Annotated in this window: 11 protein-coding genes; 4 read left to right on the top strand and 7 right to left on the bottom strand. The window is 56.8% G+C overall.

Translation table 11 applies throughout. From position 1 onward, the window contains the following. Positions 1-129 precede the first annotated feature (129 nt). From IEY39_RS28340 to IEY39_RS29995, 5 genes are all read right to left on the bottom strand, one after another. The gene (locus tag IEY39_RS28340; protein ID WP_229689131.1) at positions 130-1,560 is read right to left on the bottom strand and encodes a sterol desaturase family protein; all 1,431 of its coding nucleotides are present in this window, start codon (positions 1,558-1,560) and stop codon (positions 130-132) included. Positions 1,561-1,695: 135 nt separating this feature from the next. Further along, positions 1,696-3,711 carry an arylsulfatase gene (locus IEY39_RS28335; protein WP_229689130.1) on the bottom strand — a complete coding sequence of 672 codons (2,016 nt, stop codon included), beginning with the start codon at positions 3,709-3,711 and terminating at the stop codon, positions 1,696-1,698. Positions 3,712-3,854: 143 nt separating this feature from the next. Further along, positions 3,855-5,366: a RagB/SusD family nutrient uptake outer membrane protein gene (locus tag IEY39_RS28330; RefSeq protein WP_188937998.1), complete on the bottom strand. Its 1,512-nt coding sequence runs from the start codon at positions 5,364-5,366 to the stop codon at positions 3,855-3,857. A 10-nt stretch (positions 5,367-5,376) separates the two neighbouring features. After that, complete coding sequence (locus tag IEY39_RS28325; RefSeq protein WP_188937997.1) at positions 5,377-8,661, bottom strand: SusC/RagA family TonB-linked outer membrane protein; 3,285 nt, start codon at positions 8,659-8,661, stop codon at positions 5,377-5,379. A 285-nt stretch (positions 8,662-8,946) separates the two neighbouring features. After that, positions 8,947-10,218, bottom strand: coding sequence for a GNAT family N-acetyltransferase (locus tag IEY39_RS29995; RefSeq protein ID WP_229689129.1), 1,272 nt, complete (start codon positions 10,216-10,218; stop codon positions 8,947-8,949). Positions 10,219-10,455: 237 nt separating this feature from the next. Between IEY39_RS29995 and IEY39_RS28315 the strand changes: the two genes are divergently transcribed. From IEY39_RS28315 to IEY39_RS28305, 3 genes are all read left to right on the top strand, one after another. Next, on the top strand, positions 10,456-11,061 hold the full coding sequence (locus tag IEY39_RS28315; RefSeq protein ID WP_188937995.1) for a Panacea domain-containing protein: 606 nt from the start codon (positions 10,456-10,458) through the stop codon (positions 11,059-11,061). A gap of 2 nt (positions 11,062-11,063) precedes the next feature. Next, positions 11,064-11,510 carry a hypothetical protein gene (locus IEY39_RS28310; protein ID WP_188937993.1) on the top strand — a complete coding sequence of 149 codons (447 nt, stop codon included), beginning with the start codon at positions 11,064-11,066 and terminating at the stop codon, positions 11,508-11,510. A gap of 166 nt (positions 11,511-11,676) precedes the next feature. Continuing rightward, complete coding sequence (locus IEY39_RS28305; protein ID WP_188937992.1) at positions 11,677-12,000, top strand: DUF6799 domain-containing protein; 324 nt, start codon at positions 11,677-11,679, stop codon at positions 11,998-12,000. A gap of 154 nt (positions 12,001-12,154) precedes the next feature. Here IEY39_RS28305 and IEY39_RS28300 read toward each other — a convergent pair whose 3' ends face one another. Beyond that, positions 12,155-13,834 (bottom strand): aminotransferase-like domain-containing protein, encoded by a 1,680-nt coding sequence (locus IEY39_RS28300; protein WP_188937990.1) that lies wholly within the window; start codon positions 13,832-13,834, stop codon positions 12,155-12,157. A gap of 126 nt (positions 13,835-13,960) precedes the next feature. On the opposite strand from IEY39_RS28300, the gene IEY39_RS28295 reads away from it, so the two are divergent. After that, on the top strand, positions 13,961-15,154 hold the full coding sequence (locus IEY39_RS28295) for an EamA family transporter (protein ID WP_188937989.1): 1,194 nt from the start codon (positions 13,961-13,963) through the stop codon (positions 15,152-15,154). 253 nt (positions 15,155-15,407) lie between these two features. Here the strand turns inward: IEY39_RS28295 and IEY39_RS28290 are convergent, their stop codons facing one another. After that, positions 15,408-17,528 carry a ferredoxin-like domain-containing protein gene (locus tag IEY39_RS28290; RefSeq protein WP_188937988.1) on the bottom strand — a complete coding sequence of 707 codons (2,121 nt, stop codon included), beginning with the start codon at positions 17,526-17,528 and terminating at the stop codon, positions 15,408-15,410. Between the last annotated feature and the right edge of the window lie 200 nt (positions 17,529-17,728).

Genomic DNA, 17,728 nt, shown 5'->3' with positions numbered 1-17,728 from the left:
CTCATAATGCGACGTTTATTCTTGATATACAACCTGTAAGGCAAATTACTCGATCCGCCCATCCCAGCTCGACGTCTCCAAAAACCACAAGCCCAACACTTGTATATACAAAACTTCAATTTCCCAAATTCATACCACCGCCGCATCGCCAATATCAGCAAGGCCATCGGCAAGGCCCCCACCATTATGCCGTCCTAAGGTCGCCTCGTCACGCAAAGTCTCGCCGCCTCCGCGCGCGCCATTCACCGCCGTCGCCACCCCGATCTCTCTTCCCCGGCTCCCCGCTAACACCGCATCAACAAGCTGCCCCCCATTCAAAGGCGCATCCCCCACCACCGGTCCACCCCTTGCCAACTCACTCCCCACCTTCCGGCTCTTAAAGATAGGCCAAAGGAACTGCGCATACCACTCCTCCTGTTTATAATGCTTTATCCCATACCCTGAAGGAAACCGCCGCGTGATGATCCCCGTCCCAAAGATCACATCCCAAAGGAAAAACATATTCCCGAAATTTCCCTTGTAATGCCCCACGCCATCCCCATCCGTATATGTGCGCGAATCGGTCTTCCCGGTAAAACTAGCCCGATTCGCGCAAACCGCTAACGTCTGACCTTCGGTCGAGTCCCTTCCAGGGCCTCCTATGGCATGATGCGCATGATGCGTAGCCGGCGTCGAGATCAACCGCTCCAACACCCAGGCCACAGGATGCAACACACGCCACCGGTACAGCGGCTTATCCCATGCAATCGACGAATGCGCCGCCAGCGTGATCAGGCTCTTCACCCCCGTCACCAAAAGAGCCGCCTCACCCAACCCCAGATACGTCAGCGCCGCCGTCAAATAAATTTGCGAAAAGAAAACGGTGTAAATAATGTTCTGCCGCCCCGCCATCGACATCCCCATATACGGCGCCGAATGATGTGTCCGGTGAAACCGCCACAACCAGGGGATCTGGTGATGCAGGCGGTGATACCAATATTGCGTCAGATCGTCCGCCACCGCGATGATGAAGAATCCCCACCAAAACGGCACCCACGCAAACACCCCCTTCTGCCCCGGGAACAGCCATGGCAGCGCCCATAGCGTAAAGTACACCACCGCCGGCCGGATCAGCAGCCTGCTGCCTACGAAGGACACCGCATCCAGCGTCTTCTCATTGCCCGTCCAGCGCTTGTCATACAGGCCCAGGAAAAATTCCACCACCCCCACCGCCAGCGTCAACACCGGCAGCCCCCACGTTGTCAAATTCACCAACACCGGCCGCACTTGAATGGCGGCAAAAAATTCCCTGAAAAATAATTTTCCGCCGCCATTCCCATTATGTCGGCCCACTTCGGCCTGGGGCCTCGTGTGCAAACTGGACTCCGTCCAGTTTTGGCCTAACACCGACGGCACGCCCCGCGCCGCCCCCAACACCGGACGCGCCGGCCCATCCAACCACGGCCGCTGCCCCGTCAACCAAAAACTCCCCACCATCAACGCCACCGGCAACACATACAACCCCACGCTAATCAACCCGTCGCGCCAGATAGAGCGGCGCACCCCAATAGACATTTGCATATACAAAAGTTTAAAATCGTCAAAACACATGTCTCACCACCCACAACCCGCCAAAGTAGATCGCCAGGGGCACCGCAAACACCAGCACCCCAACGGCGACCTTCTTCACTAATAAAACAATATCCTGTATCATAACTATTGATTTTGACGCGTACCCGCCGCAGGCTTCACCCCCGGCCCCATTTGTCCCGCCGCCGAACCACCCGGCCGCACACCTCCCGAAACCGAACCACTCGCAGCCCCAGAGCCCGCAGCCGCATCCTTCGGGCCCGTACCCCCAGAGCCCGCAGCCGCATCCCCCGATCCCACAGCCAACCTGCTCTCTGCCGGTCCCCCCGCAAACGGCTTCACATTATTATGAAACCTCCGCTTCAACACATCCGCCCAATCGATCAACGGATAGATATGATACCGCACCGCATCCGCATCAAACTGCCGCTTCAATTCCGCAAGGCGATCCGGATACCGGGAAGCCAGATCGATCCGCTCATTAAAGTCCGAAGAAAGATCATACAGCTCCCATACATCCTTATCCCATCCATACTTCGTCGAATCCCCACCACCCGGCCGCGTCAAGTCGATAATATCCGGATGATGATACGTCTCCGCCTTCCACCCGTCTTTATAAACCGATCGCGCCCCAAATATGTAATAATACTGCTCCGTATGCCGCGACACCGCACGGGCATCTGTAAACGAATACGCCAGCGACACGCCCTGCAGAGAATCCTGCCGCACCCCGCGAACCACAGAAGGCGCAGGGATCCCAACCAGCTCCAGCGTCGTCGGCAGCAGATCGATCACATGCCCATACTGCGTCCGCACACTCCCATCATGCGGCAGCGCCTTCGGATAGAACACGATCAGCGGATTACGCGTCCCTCCCTCCGAATTAGCATCCTGCTTCCAATACTTGAACGGTGTATTCGCCGCCTGTGCCCACCCCAACGGATAATTCGTCTGGTGGCCCGAGGCCGTCCCCACCTCCCCCAGCGAATCCAGGTTAAAGCGCACCGCCTCTTCATCCGTCAGCGGCTTGCCGAACAAAGGCTTATTGATCACTCCATGAAACGACCCCTCCTTCGACGCCCCATTATCCCCGATGATCACGAATATCGCCGTATTGTCCAGTTGCCCTGACTCCTTCAAATAATTGACCAGCCGCCCCACCTCGAAATCCGTATACGTCAGATAACCCGCATACACCTCCATAAACCGCGCATACACCTTCCGCTCTTCAGCGCTCAGGCTGCTCCACGCAGGTACATTCGGATTCCGATCGGGCAACGCCGCCGAAGCCGGAATGATCCCCAGCCGCTTCTGCCGCGCAAAAACTTTCTCGCGAAACACATCCCAACCCTCGTCAAAGGCGCCCTTATACTGATCGCTCCAGTACTTATCCACCTGGTGCGGCGCATGCGTAGCCCCCGGCGAAAAGTACAGGAAGAACGGCCTGTCCGGCGCAAACTTCTTCTGCCGCGCGATATAATGGATAGCCTTATCCGTTATCTGATCGCTCAAATGCCGCCCATCCGGCGCCACATGTGCATTGTCCTCGATCAGATCGGGCTCGTATTGATCGGTCTGCGAGCCCAAAAACCCGAACCAATGCTCGAACCCCTTGCCCGAAGGCCAACGATCGAACGGCCCCGCATCCGTCGCCTCCTCATCCGGCGTAAGTCCGTACTTGCCCACCCCGAACGTGTTGTAACCGTTGTCCCGCAGGATCTCCGCGATCGTCCCCGCCGACGAAGGGATCCGCCCGTCCCACCCCGGGAACCCGGCCGACAACGCGATATGCGAGAACCCACCCTCATGAACGGCGTGATGATTCCTCCCCGTCAACAGCGCACTCCGCGTCGGCGCACAGATCCCCGCCGTATGGAAGTTGGTATAACGGAGCCCATTATTCGCCAGGCTGTCGAACGCCGGCGTCCGGATCACGCCCCCAAACGCACTCGGCGCCCCAAAGCCCACGTCATCGAGGATGATCCAGATGACATTCGGCGCACCCGCGGGAGGCCGCACCGGCGCAGGCCACCACTCCTTCGAATCAGCCAGCGTCTTACCCACCACGCCGCCATACTCCCCCGTCTGTCCATACGCAGCCCCCGCCCAAATCGCAAGAGCCGCAACAAAAAATCGTTTCATATCATTTCATTTTTAATTTTAATAATCCGGGCGTTCCCCTCGGCACAGCCTCGGGTCGGGCTTTCCGTTACAAGTCCTCGCCCTCGCTTAACAGCTCGGGCTCCGGGCTTTTCGCTGCAATCCCTAACGCACCCCCACAAATTTCACCAACCCCCATTCTGCGTCAGCAGCGGATCAAGCTGAATCTCCGTCTGCGGAATCGGATACAACGTATCCGTCAAACTCGCCGCAGCATGCTGCGCAATCCTATGCTGCGCCGCAACATAATAATCCCCACCCCGCCGCACCAGATCGAACCACCGCTGCCCCTCCTGGACGAACTCCTTCCGCCGTTCGAGGAACACCGAATCCCGAAACGCCGCAACATCCAACCCCGGCGTCAGGCCCGCCACATTCGCCCGCGAACGCACCAGGTTAATCGCCGCATACGCATCCGCCGTAGGCCCACCCGCAAGCTCATTCAACGTCTCCGCATACAACAGCAAAATATCCGCGTACCGAACCACGGGAAAATTCACCCCGCTCACCGACTGATTATTCAGCGGCGAAATGGTATAATCCACAAACTTGTTGAAATACGGCGTATAGGGATTACTGAAAACCACCATCTGCCCCGTCGCAGCATTGTACTGCGTCGTATAAAACGTCACCGCCTTTCGCGTGTCGCCAGCAGCAAACAACTGCGACACGCTGCTGTCCGAAGGAATATCTATCGGATATGTTCCCGTGTTGAACGAAGTAAAGCTCAGGCTCAAATACTGTGTCGCGCCCGTCTCCCCGCCATTCGTCGCATACTCGACGGAGAAAATATGCTCCACCCCATTCTTCGTAGCCTTCGCAAAAACATCCCGGAAATTCGGCAGCAACGCATACCCATAACCGCCCGTCGCCCCCGCAAACGTCCCTGCCGGGAGCACTTTCAACAGCTCTGCACGAGCATCTGCCCAATCCCGCCGCGTCACATACACTTTTGCCAACAGCGCATGCGCCGCCCCACTACTAGCCCGCCCAACATCCGCAGCGCCATACGTCCCCGGCAAAGCCCCAACAGCCGCCGTCAGATCAGTCACGATCTGCGCATACACACTATCCCGCGAGCTCCGCGCCACCTGCATCGCCGTAATATCCACCCCCGACGGATTATGCAACACCAACGGCACCGGTCCAAACAACCGAACCAAATTGAAATACAACAACGCCCGAACGAACCTCGCCTCCCCCACCAATCGCGCCTGCAATCCCGCCGTCCCGAACACCGACGCAGGCATCGCCGAGATCGCATCGATCGCAATATTCGCCCGGTTGATCCCATAATAATGCTGCTGCCAATTCTTCAGTATCCGCCCATTCGCCGCCACATAAGTGATTGTACTCATCGCCCTAACGTCCGGATTGGTATTACTCGGTGAGAAATTCTGATTGTCGGAAGCATTATCGGTCATCAGGTTCAACTCCCGCCCATACATCGGGAAATCCCCCGTCGCATCGCTGTTCAACGTCGTATACACCGCATTCACCGCGGCCACCGCATCCGCCTGGGTCTTATAGAACTGCCCCGCCATGATCGTCCCACCCGGATCCTCCACCAGCTTATTACAAGCCACCATCGCCACAACCCCAACAAAAGCCAAATAATTTATCATCACTGTCTTCATCTCAGAAAATTTAAAAAGTTACATTCACCCCGCCCAGGAAAGTCCTCGTCGCCGGATAGATGCCATAATCGATCCCATGTTTGGTATTATCATTCTCAAAGAAATTCGCCTCCGGGTTATACCCATGATAGGAAGTCAGCGTCACCCAGTTCTGCGCCGACACATACACCCGCAACTGCGTCGCCTTGATCCCCGCAATCGTCTTCTTCGAAAAGCTATACCCCAAAGAAAGATTTTTCAGCCGCGCATACGACGCATCCTCGATAAACCGGTCGATCACTTGCGGAACAGGAGAATTCGTCGCCCGCGGCAACGTCCCACCCGGATCGGTCGCACTCCACCGGTTCACCAGCGCCGCCGAAGCATTCAAGGCAAGGGTTGGCTTCTCCAACTGCTGCTCCAACTGGTTGAAAAGCTTATTGCCATACGACCCCACCACTATCACCGACAGATCAAAACCCCGATACGCAAACGTATTCGTCACGCCAAACGTAAACGAGGGCTGGCTGTTCCCCAGGTTATGCTTATCCGCCGTCGTCACGCTCGAATGTCCCGCCAGCGCTACGTATCGCTGATCCCCCACCTGTTGCGGAACGCCGGTTAGCAACGGCACGCCCTTCGCCAGATCGTCCGCCGTCAGCAGTCCCCGCGTCGAATACCCCCAAAACGTCCCCACGGGAAGGCCTACCTCAACGATCACCGGCGACTGCTGCCCTATCGGCGCCTGCGGATAATAATAATTAACCCCCGGGCCCAGGTTCAAGATCTTATTCCTATTCGCGCCGAACGTCACCGAACTCTTCCACGTAAAATTTCGTCCCCGGACATTATCCGTATTCAGCGAAAACTCGATGCCCTTGTTCTCCACACTCCCCACATTCTCCAGTGCACTCTGATACCCGGAATATTGCGGCAGCGGAACGTACAACAACAAATCAGTCGTTTTTTTATAGTACACATCCGCAGTAAAGCTCACCCGCCCCTTCCAGATCCCGAGATCGACCCCCGCATCATACTGTGTCGTCGTCTCCCATTTCAAATCGGGATTGGCAATCTGCGTCGGCGCGATCCCCGTCACCAGGCCAGGCGAAGCGCCGAAGTAATAATTTGTCGGCGCCAGCGCCGCGAGCGAGCTATAGGCCGGTACTCCGGAGTTCCCCGTCTGGCCCACCGAGAGCCGCAATTTCAAATTACTCACAACGGGAGCCCAATCCTTGAACCAGTCCTCTGACGAAGCGTTCCAGCTCACCCCGATCGATGGAAAATATCCCCACTTATGATTTGCTCCCAGCACCGACGACCCATCCGCCCGGCCCGACAAGGTCACATTGTATTTATGACGATAGGAGTACGACACCCTTCCAAGCCAGGAATTGATCACACTATGATGCACACTCGAAGCCGGCAACAACGGCGTCGCGCCATAACTGAGATTATTGAAGGAAGTCAGATCGTTCGGAAACTTCTGCGCCGAAGCTATCGCCCCCTGGTCATCCTCCACCTGCGTCGTATACCCCGCCAGCACGTTGAAGAAATGCGCATTCCCGATCACCGGCGTCCAGGTCACCGTATTCTCGTTCAGCCACGTAGTAGCCGTCACCGTCCCCACGCTCGCATAGCCCTGCGCCGCATAGCCACCGGAAGTCGTCGCCGGCGCATAATAATTCTGTTTCGTCCCTATCTGATCCACCCCGCCACTTACCTTCAGCGTCAGGTCAGGCAACAACTTATATTCCGCCGCCGCACTCGCCAGCAGCCGGTTGACATTGCTCTGATTGGTGGTGGTGAGGATATCCTGCAATGGATTCGTCGGCGTCGTCAGGTAGGGATTGTTAGTGTTGTAACTCCCGTCGGCATTCTTTATCGCCACCACCGGCACCGTCTCCAACAACGTCGCCCAGGCATTCGACTCCTGTATCGACCCATACGCCGCCCCAGCCAATGCATTCTCTGTCGAATGACTTCCAAACACATTCAGGTTTACCTTCAACGCCTCCCACACATTCCGTTCGTAGTTGAACCGGCCCGAATACCGCTTGAATCCCGTGTTGTACAAGATTCCGTCCTGGTCGAAATAGTTACCGGAAAGGAGATATTTGCTGCGATCGTCGCCACCCGACACCGACAACTCATGATTCTGTATCGGTGCAGCCCCTGCGCCGCCGATCCCGGTCCCGCCACCCCCTGCACCACCGATCCCAGTGCCCCCGCCGATCCCGCCACCCCCTGCACCACCGCCTCCGGCATTGTCGCCCCCGCCACCCCGGATACCCGCACGCTGCCAGTCCGACCCCTTGCCCAGCGCGGCCAATTGCGCATCGGTATACGTCTTCGCCACACCATCGCTAAGATTAATGTCATTCACCAGCGAACCCCACTGCGACGCATTCAGCAGCGAAAGCCTCTTTGCCGCCGACTGTGTCCCGTAATAACCCGAGTAGCTTACCTCATCCGAACCCTTCCTTCCCCGCCGCGTCGTAATGATCACCACCCCATTGGCCCCATGCGAGCCGTAAATAGCGGTAGCCGACGCGTCTTTCAGAATTTCTATCGACTCGATATCACTCGGATTGATGGTCGCCAGCGCACTCACCCCCGCCCCCGTCGTCGCGCCGGAATTCGTGAAGCTGTTATTGTTTTGAACAATAAATCCGTCGATCACATATAGCGGATCGTTACCAAACGATATCGAATTACCCCCCCGCACGCGGATCGCCGCCGTACTGCCGGGCTGCGAACTGTTCTGCGTCACTGCGACACCCGACACCGACCCCTGCAGCAGGTTGTCGAACGAAACAGCGGGCTGGCTGAGGGCGCTTTTGCTAACTCCGGCTACGGCCCCGGTGACGTCGCTGCGTCGCTGGACCCCATAGCCGACAACCACCACGTCGTTGAGTTGCGCATTGCCACCCGTCAGTCGCAGCTCCGCATGTTCGTATGTTGTGACTACAATCTCCCGGGTCTTATACCCTACATAACTTACGATGTAGGTCACCGGAATGCGTTGACCCGTGATAAACCGGAATTCCCCGTTATTGTCCGTCGCCACCTCATGTGTAGTTCCTTTAATATGGACAACCGCCCCCGGCAGCGGGTCGCCGGTCTTCTCATCGCTCACCCGTCCCACCAGCGCCACATTCTTCGTCGGCCCCGCAGGCCCTTGCAACCCGCTCGCCTCGCTCGAATCCGCCTTACCCGCCGGACCTTGCCCCGCCGCTTGCCCCCGTGCCATCCCCCCAACAGAAAGTAAAAACAATACCATGTACCAGACATAGCTTCTATGCCGTTGCTTCATGCAATAATTTTTTGTCAATAAATGAATGGAAAAACTGCCCGCGCCAAGATCTAACACCCGCAACAACACGCAATCTTCTTCAAGATCACCGTATACAATTCCTCATAACCCCGCCTGGCAGCGGAATACCTCGCAGTCGTCGGTTGCATAATGATAAGTTAATTCCCAACAAAGATTAGAAACATTTATTAGTCTACCAAATTAGTAGACAAATAAATTTTTAGAAGGTCGCCTCACCGTCCATCGAATAGACCTCTCGCCGTCCCTCGACCCGCACCATCAGGCCTACCGCCAATCATCGATAAAATAAACCCCCGGATTGTTATACCCCGCCTCATTCGGCTTCTCCATAATGATCATGTGCAGGTTGGTGCGATAGCCGCATTCGACCATCGCCTCATACGCTTCCTTGCGGCCCGTATTCGCCCCGCCGAGAACCTTCGTCAGCCCCTCCTGCACCGCCAGCTCTTCTACCGCCCCCAGCAGCAGCCGGAAGTCCGCCCCCGCATTGGCGCCCGGCCGCACTCCGCCGGCCTTGATATAACAGGTTCCACTACCCGCTTCCGATCCAGCGCCGCAGTGGCACACCGCCAAACCCGCCAGGGTGTCGCCATCCCATAGTAACACGGTATCGCCTAAGCGCTGATCTGCCACGGCCCGGATCTCGCGCTCCAGGTCCAGCCCTTCATAGATGCTGTCCGTCAACCCGCTGCAAAGCGATAACATCGCCTCGCGCTCCCCCGCCGGTACATCTGAGAACCGCGTCCACCCGCCACGCACCCCATTTCCTCCACCCCGCACTCCCGACCGCCCAAGCCCTTCACCCCGCGCCCCCGTTCCTCCACCCGCCATCGATCGGCCAGCCGCTTCACCCCGCGTACCATCCTCCGCCCCGGTCGCCGCCGAGGGTCCCGCAACTACCATTCCTCCCCGCGTCCCCGTTCCTCCACCCGCAGCATCCTCCGCCGGACCTACCTCCTTGCCCATAAGCCCGGTGAGAAACCGCGGCCAAAACCCGAATTTCCGATATAGCCCCATATGCTTCGAACTCTCCGCAAACGTCACCAGCCCCGCATGTCTGATCTTCCAGCGATCGAAGCATTCCATCACCGGCGCCAGCAGTAACGAGGCCACTCCCTTGTCCCATAGATCCGGATGAACCGTTAGCGGACCGAAAAAACCCACACTCCCCCAGCATGTCGCAAACACCGATCCCACAAGTTGTCCCTCTCGTTCAGCGGCAAACGCCGCGCTGGGATCCGCTCGCCACCGCGTATGCACGTAATTGGCGTCACCCATAAAAGTCATCGGGTCCGGCAATTTCAAAAAAGTGCCGAAGGCCAGCCGCATAATGCGATCCGCCTCCGCGAGATCCGCCTCGAGCAAAGGCCGGATGGTGATGGTAACCGCCGCTGCAGTCCGGGCAGCCGCAGTCTGAGCAGCCGTTGCAGTCGCATTCTGAGCAGCCGCTGCAGGTTGAGCAGCCGCTGTAGTCGCAGTCGGGGCAGCTGCTGCAGATAACTCAGCCGCCGCAGTTTGGGTAGAGGGTGCTTCCATATCGACAAGACCGGGGATTTTTCAGCCCGGTTCCACCTATAAATTAAGAAATTAATGCATGCGTCGCGTCCCCACCCCAAAAAACTGCCCGTCCGCTCTCCGCGCAACCCGCACCCCTTCCCGTTATACGAATAGTCTCTGCCTTCCGCCTTGCCCTATAATTTGGCAGAAATGCTAACAACAATAGCAAAATCGGCTAAATTTCTTACTTTTACAATATTATTTTAAATTTAGGACATGCAGTCAGGCGAAATCTATACGAAGAACCAGATCGACAAGCTAGGCAACGCCTTGATCTACCTCTGCGAAAAGATGCAGTCGGTGGGAGAACCGGTCTCAAAAACCCATCTGCTCAAATTAGTCTTCATCATCGAGGAGATCGCAGTGAAGAAGTATGGCATTCCTTTTTTCGACCTGCGTTTCGACGTATGGAAGCTTGGCCCGGTTTCCAAGGACCTCTTCGTCGAACTCTCCGAGGAGCCCGACCTGTTAGCTCCATATATTACACGACAGGTTGTCAACGGCAATGTATATATTCAGGCAAAAAAGGAATTTTCAGACGACGAATTCAATGATAAGGAAGTAGAACTCCTGGAAGAGATATCCAAACGATTCTTGTATTGCACAGCAAATGAATTGATCAATTTCACCCATCGCAGTGATTCCATATGGTATAGGACAGCACTTAAGAATGACGTTCTCCATCTGTTGGAAAAAGGGCAGATGACGACTACCAACATCGAAATTCCTCTTCACGAGATCATCGAAGATGATGAAGAGAAACTCGCGCTTTATAGGAATCATAAAGAGTTCATAGCATTTTCCAAGAGCTTAAAATCCTGATCGTGTACTCGCCCGGAAAACTTATCTATTTCGATCCTTTTCATTTTAAAGACGGCAGTCAACCAAAGCCAAAATATTTTTTAGTTCTCAAAGTTATCGGTGATAATGCCATCCTGGCCAGCCTTCCTTCGAGTGTGAACCACCTTCCCTCCACTCAGTCCCTGAACCATGGTTGCCTTGAAATTCCGGAGGCCTGCATCAATTGCTATATTTTTGAACCACACAGGCCAATCACCACATCGGGATGGGCTTTCCCTTTTCACACTATGCTGTATGGAAACTGGCTTAATGACTTCGAAGTAAGCGTCCTGGAAGCGAATTATCAGATCGAAGGTGTAGATTATGAGATCATCGGTGAGCTTACAAAGGAAGAATTGAAAAACGTTACCCACTGTTTCGCTAACTCGACCACTGTCAAAAGAAAATATCGCCGCATTTTATCACAATAGCCCTTATGCCCCCCACCCCGTCCCCAAAAAACCCTCGCATCCACCCCGCCCCAAAAAATGCCCGCCCCCTAAAAATATCCGCCCGCTCCACCCGCCCCTCAAAACCTGCCCCCGGCGACCCCTCATCCGGCGCAATTTTTGCATATACGCCATTAAAAGCACCACCATGTACAAGCTCACCCTTCTCCTTGCCCTGGCGACCTTCACCTTTTTGGCCGCCCCAAACACCACCACCGCCCAAAACACACCCAGAGTCTATATCATGATGAAAGGCGGTAAACTCTCCGAAATGGTCAATGGTAAAAAACAAGATGTAAAACAGGATATCATCCTCGTCAACGGCACCACCATCCATCCCGACGGCAGCATCGACGACCGTGACGGCCACAAGCGGCAACTCCAGGAAGGAGAATATATGACGATGGACGGCCGCATCCGCAAACTCAAAGACATGGGCGGCTCGGGCACCAAACCCGCCAGCGGACAATAAGCGGTGCCGGCAAACCCGCAGCCTCCGCCATCAGCAGCCCCGAGTCCGGCTCCCGCAGCCTCCAACACCCACCCTCACCCGCTGTAGCCTCAGGCACCCGACTCCGGGAAACCCGCCGTAGCCTCAAGCACCCGCGGCGGGCGAAACCGCACCCCTACTTCATCACCCGTTTCAATATTCCCACCGCCTCCACCATCTCCTTCTCATTCATCGAGGCGAAACCCAGCCGTACTGCATTCTCCCGCCGCAGCTGACCGTGCCAATAATCCTCCCCATTGCTCATACTAAGCCCCTGCCGCGACGCCGCCGCCGCAATCTCCCGCACCTCCATCCCATTGAACTTCGTCCAGATAGCAAACCCGCCACTAGGCACACAAAACTCCACCCGTCCCGCCAGCTCCGATCGCAACAACCCGCACAACCGGTCGCGCCGTTCGTGGTAGATCTTATTCGCCTTCTTCAAATGCCGGTCGATATCCCCGTTGCGCAACAGGTTGGCCATTGCCTCCTCCATCAGCAACTCCCCCTGCCGGTCGACCAATCGGCGCAACCGCGTCGCCTGCTCGATCAGGTTCACCGGCGCAATCAAAAACCCGATGCGGATCGCCGGCGCTATCGTCTTGGAAAAACTGCCGATATAGATCACATTGCCGCAGGTGTCGATGCTCGCCAGCGGCAGGATGGGGTTCGTGTCATATTGAAAATCGAAATCGTAGTCGTCTTCGAGGATTGCGAAGGAATATCGTTTTGCCAGCGCCAGCAACTGTTGTCTTCTATCAGCGCAGAGCGTCACGGCAGTAGGCATATGATGATGCGGTATCACATAGACCATCCTGATCTTCTTGCGGCGGCACAACTTCTCCACCGCATCGATGTCCAACCCGTCTGCGTCCACAGTCAACGGGCAAACCTCCGCACCCGCCGCCCGAAACACCTCGGAAGCCCCCACATAGCCCGGCTCGCTCACAACCACCACGTCACCCTTCTTCACCAGCAGCTGGCTCAACAAATACATCCCCATCTGCGCCCCCTTTGTGATGAGGATATTCGGCGGCGCCACCGTCAGTCCCCGCGTAACATTCAGGAATCGCGCCAGCTCGTTGCGCAGGTTCACCGAACCCTGTTCGGGACCGTAGCTTAGAAATCTCGCCGTAAAGCGGTAGTTCCCAAACCGGCGGTATTCCCGGATGAGCATGTCCACCGGCGCCAGCCGCGTATCGGGCAGACCTTCCGAAAAGTGAAGCCTTTCGGTCTTTGGTACGAAAAGGCGATCGTATTTGAATATCGTAGTCTCCACCGGAAAATCCGTTTTCGCAGGGTAGACCATTACCGGCCTTGCCGGCGCAACGATCAGGCTGCCCTTGATGCCCGTCCCGACCCCAACTCCATAGCCCGCATCCGGTCCCGCGCCGTCCTCTCCAACGCCGGTCCCCGCTCCGACACCGCCCCGCGAACCGGCACCGGCCCCCGACCCATCCGCACCAGGCCCTCCGCTTCTCGCTGCCCCCAGCCCCGCAGGCGCGTCCCCGGCGCCACGGGCCGATCCGCCGTCCGCCAACCGCTGCGGCCGCATCACCGGCAACTGCGTAGCGACAAACAGCCCCCGCCGCGGGAGCGATTCCGCCCAACCCTGGGCCTGCAATTCGTCAAAGGCCGCCACCACCGTTTTGCGATGGATATCGAAAGTCTCCGCCAACTTGCGGCTGCTGGGCAATGCGGCCCCCGGCTTCAGATGGCCCTGCCGTATAAGACTCACAATACCATTGGCTAACTGTTGATACACTGGTTCCGAACGGCTCTTATCTATCACCACGAGATTTTGAATAACGATCATATTGATATGTGCCCGGCCTTCACGGCCCTGGACTAGCTGGTTTATACTTTCTGGACTATAAATATACCTCAAACCCAGGGTAAATTTGCTACAATAATTGGCACGATCATCAAAATTGGAACGATTATGAAGAACACAACCTCCCGCCCCTCGGGCCTCCTCCTCATCCTCGCCTTCACGGCCGTCTACATCATCTGGGGCACCACCTATCTCGCCATGCGCTTTGGCCTGCTGGGGCTCAAACCCTTCGTCCTCTCGACCCTCCGCTATGGCCTGGCCACTGTTGGACTGTTCGCCCTGATCGCCATCAAGGGACTGGCCCTCCCCAGCGCCAAAAACGTCCGCATCTTCGCCATCAGCGGACTGCTCATGCTCGTTGGTGGAACGGGTCTCGTCGTCACGGGTGAGCAATACATCAACTCCGGCGCCACTGCCGTCATCATCGCCACCGAGCCTATCCTGTTTTTATTTGCCGATCGCACCAACCGCCGGGCCTACAACGCCACCACGCTATTGGGCATCGCCCTCGGCTTCGCGGGCATCTTTTTGTTCTCGCATTACACCGGCAGCAGCGACGCCCCGGGAAGCAGCGACGTCCTCAAAGGCTCCATTCTCGTCTTCATCAGCACCCTGTTCTGGGTCGCAGGCACCCTCTATGCACGCAAAGCCACCGTCGCACCCGCCGCATCCGCAACAACCGTCGAATCCGAAGCATCCGAACCAGGGCGTTCCCCTTCGGGTCGGGCTCTCCGCTTCAAGTCCTCGCCCTCCCTCGACCTTCGCCCTACGGGCTCGGTCACCCGCTCGGGCTCCGGGCTATCCGCTTCGATCCCTAACGCAGCCTCCCCCGAAGTGGCAGCAGCCCCCGCCGCGCAGGCCCCCGCCGAAGCAGCCCCCACCTCCCCCATCGTAGGCATGGCCATCCAGCACCTCGCCGCCGCGGCCGCCAGCCTCTTCATCGCCATCATGAGTGGCCAGTGGCAGACCTTCCATCCCGGCGCCGTACCCGGCGCCGCCTACATCGGCCTCGCCTATCTCGTCATCTTCGGCACCTTCATCGCCTTCACCGCCTTTATGTGGCTCATGAAAGTCCAGCCCCCCGCCATCGTCAGCACACATACCTATGTCAACCCCGTCGTCGCCGTCATCGCCGGCTGGCTCCTCGCCGGCGAAACCATCGGCATCCCCCAGCTGTTGGCGCTCGTCCTCGTACTGCTCGGCATCGTCCTGGTACAATCCCCGCGCAAGCTCAACGGCTTCCCCCGGCGCCTTTTCCTCCGCCGCCCGGCCAAAGCGCCCCGCTGCGAAGCCGGCGGCTAACATGTGCCATCACCCGCAAATACACCACTCTCAACGGCCCCTCCGTCGTCCGGCTCCGCAACGCGTCAACCGGCACCCACCTGAATGCGCAAAACGGCCACGTCGCCTGCGTCGCATACAACCAGGACAACCAGGACTGGTCGTACGGCTCCACTATGTACTGCATAAGGAATTCAGCCAACAATGCCTCACTCGTTTACCAGAATGGAAACGTCATGATCACCAGCAATACCAATACCCAGGACAATTCGGCTTATTGGCTTATCGAGCGGGGATAGGCCCCCGCCTGCTGGTGAAAGGCAAGGGCTTCTGCATAGTACTGCTCCGCAAAAGGCTCAGCAGGCGTGTTCTGGTTGATTCGCAGCACGGCGTCCCGGAAGCTGTCCTTACCCGGCCAATTGTCGCTGCCCGGCCATTTGCCTTCGGCTATAAAGTACTTGTGAAAATCTTTCAGGATGCCATCCTGGGTGTTGCACTGGACGCCCTCCCGCAGCAACAACGCCTTTGCTGTTTGCACGAAAGATGAATACGCATGATAGATGCCGTCAGCATACTCCCCGTCATCGAGCGCCATCCGGCTCCATTCCAGTCGTTCTTTCCCCTCCAACAGCAACGTTGCCACCAGATCAATTACCACGCCGGCGCATTCGCCCACGCCGATAGCGGTTTCAAACCTCTCCTGTTGCCCCCAATCGATATAATCTTTCGGTTGTAATGTTGCCAGATCGGCGATCGGTTTCAAAAGCTCGTAAAAGTATTTTTCTTCTCGCCGGGTATAGTAATCATTAAAGCGCTCCCCCTCCCCGCGGTTGGTGTTGTAGTCGGCCAGCAGGGCTCGAACTACGTCTGGCCCGCGTCTGCTGGGCACCTTGATCACCTTATCCGCGATCCGGCCTTTTCCATCGCCCAGGATGCCGCCGCCCAGCAGCACCTGCAGCGCCGGCACTACCTTACCCTGGTGCTTCAGCGAGCTTCCGTGGAAGCCGATCGTCGCCACGCCATGCTGCCCGCAGGAATTCATACAACCGCTGATCTTGATCCGGATGTCTTTGTTATATATCAGTTCGGGAAACTCCTCCGCTATCACCTGCTCCAACGCAGCGGCAATCCCGGTGCTGCTGGATATACCCAGGTTACAGGTATCCGTCCCCGGACACGCCGTTATATCAGCGATGCTGTCGAATCCCGGGTCGGAGAAACCCGCCGTTTCGAGCACGCTGAACACATATGGCAAGTCTTCAGCCAGGATATAGCGCAGCTGTAGGCCCTGGTTCGCCGTCACCCTTACATCGTTGGCTATCACGGGTCGCAGCGCTTCGATCAGTTGCCGCGAAACGCCCGAGCCAATATTGCCCAACGGCACCCGGATATAAGCCGCGAAATAACCCTTCTGTTTCTGTTCAAATACATTTGTCTGCTTCCATACGGCATACTTCTCAGGGTGGGCCAGATGATACTCCGGAATGGCCGCGCCCCGAACAGGCAGTGCAAGGACTTCGCCAACCGACGTGTCTACCTTCAACGATTTCGCTTTCAAGGCTGCCCGTTCCTCTTTTACGAGCCGCGTGAATTCCTCAAGCCCTATTTTCTGGATCAGGAATTTGATCCGTGCCTTGTGGCGGCTGCTACGTTCGCCATAACGGTCGAACACGCGCAATACGCTTTCTATATAGGGGATCAGTTCATCTTCCTCCAGGAAATCGAAGGCTACATGCGCCAGGAATGGCTGCGCCCCCAGTCCACCGCCGACCAATACCTTGAACCCCCGCACCTCAAGGCCATTTTCCAAGCGCACCTTTGGTATTACGCCCAGATCGTGCATAAACGACCAGGCGGTGTCTGCATCACTACTCGAAAAGGCGATCTTGAATTTCCGCCCCATGTCCTGGCAGATAGGGTTGCGGAGAAAATAGCGGAAGGCAGCATCTGCATAAGGGATAACATCGAATGGTTCGTCCGCATCGATACCCGCCAGGTCGGAGGCCGTTATATTCCGGACGGTATTGCCACAGGCCTCCCTGATCGTTATATCATCGAGATCAAGCCGGGCCCACATCTCGGGTGTCCTATCCAGACTGACAAAATGTATTTGAATATCCTGGCGTGTCGTTAAATGAAGATTGCCGGTGGAGTATTCGTCGGAAACGTCTGCGATACGCTTCCATTGTTCAAGCGTCATCTTTCCATACGGCAGCTTGATGCGCACCATCTGAACGCCCGGCTGCCGTTGCCCATAGATCCCCCGGGCCAGCCGCAGGCTCCGGAACTTTTCCTCCGGGATATTTCCTTCGCGATACAGGCGGATCTTTTTCTCTAATTCAATGATATCCCTTTCAACGACGGGGTTCTCCAATTCAGTTCGGAAGCTTTGCATGTTGTTTGGTTTTGGCTGGTAAATACCAACATCTTCATGTTTGTCTGACGCTCAAATATATACCAATTTAGTAGACTAACCAAACCTCAAAGCCCGCCCGCACAACCGCCGCATCCCGGGGCAGAACTTCGTCGACGCCGAACTTCGGCAAAGCTCCGGGCACTCGCTTAGACCTTCGTCGGAACTGCTTCGCCACGTTC

The organism is Puia dinghuensis, from assembly GCF_014642875.1.
Classification (GTDB): Bacteria; Bacteroidota; Bacteroidia; order Chitinophagales; family Chitinophagaceae; genus Puia; species Puia dinghuensis.
Note: the sequence above shows the minus strand (reverse complement) of the source record. Positions and strands in the feature narration are given on the sequence as shown.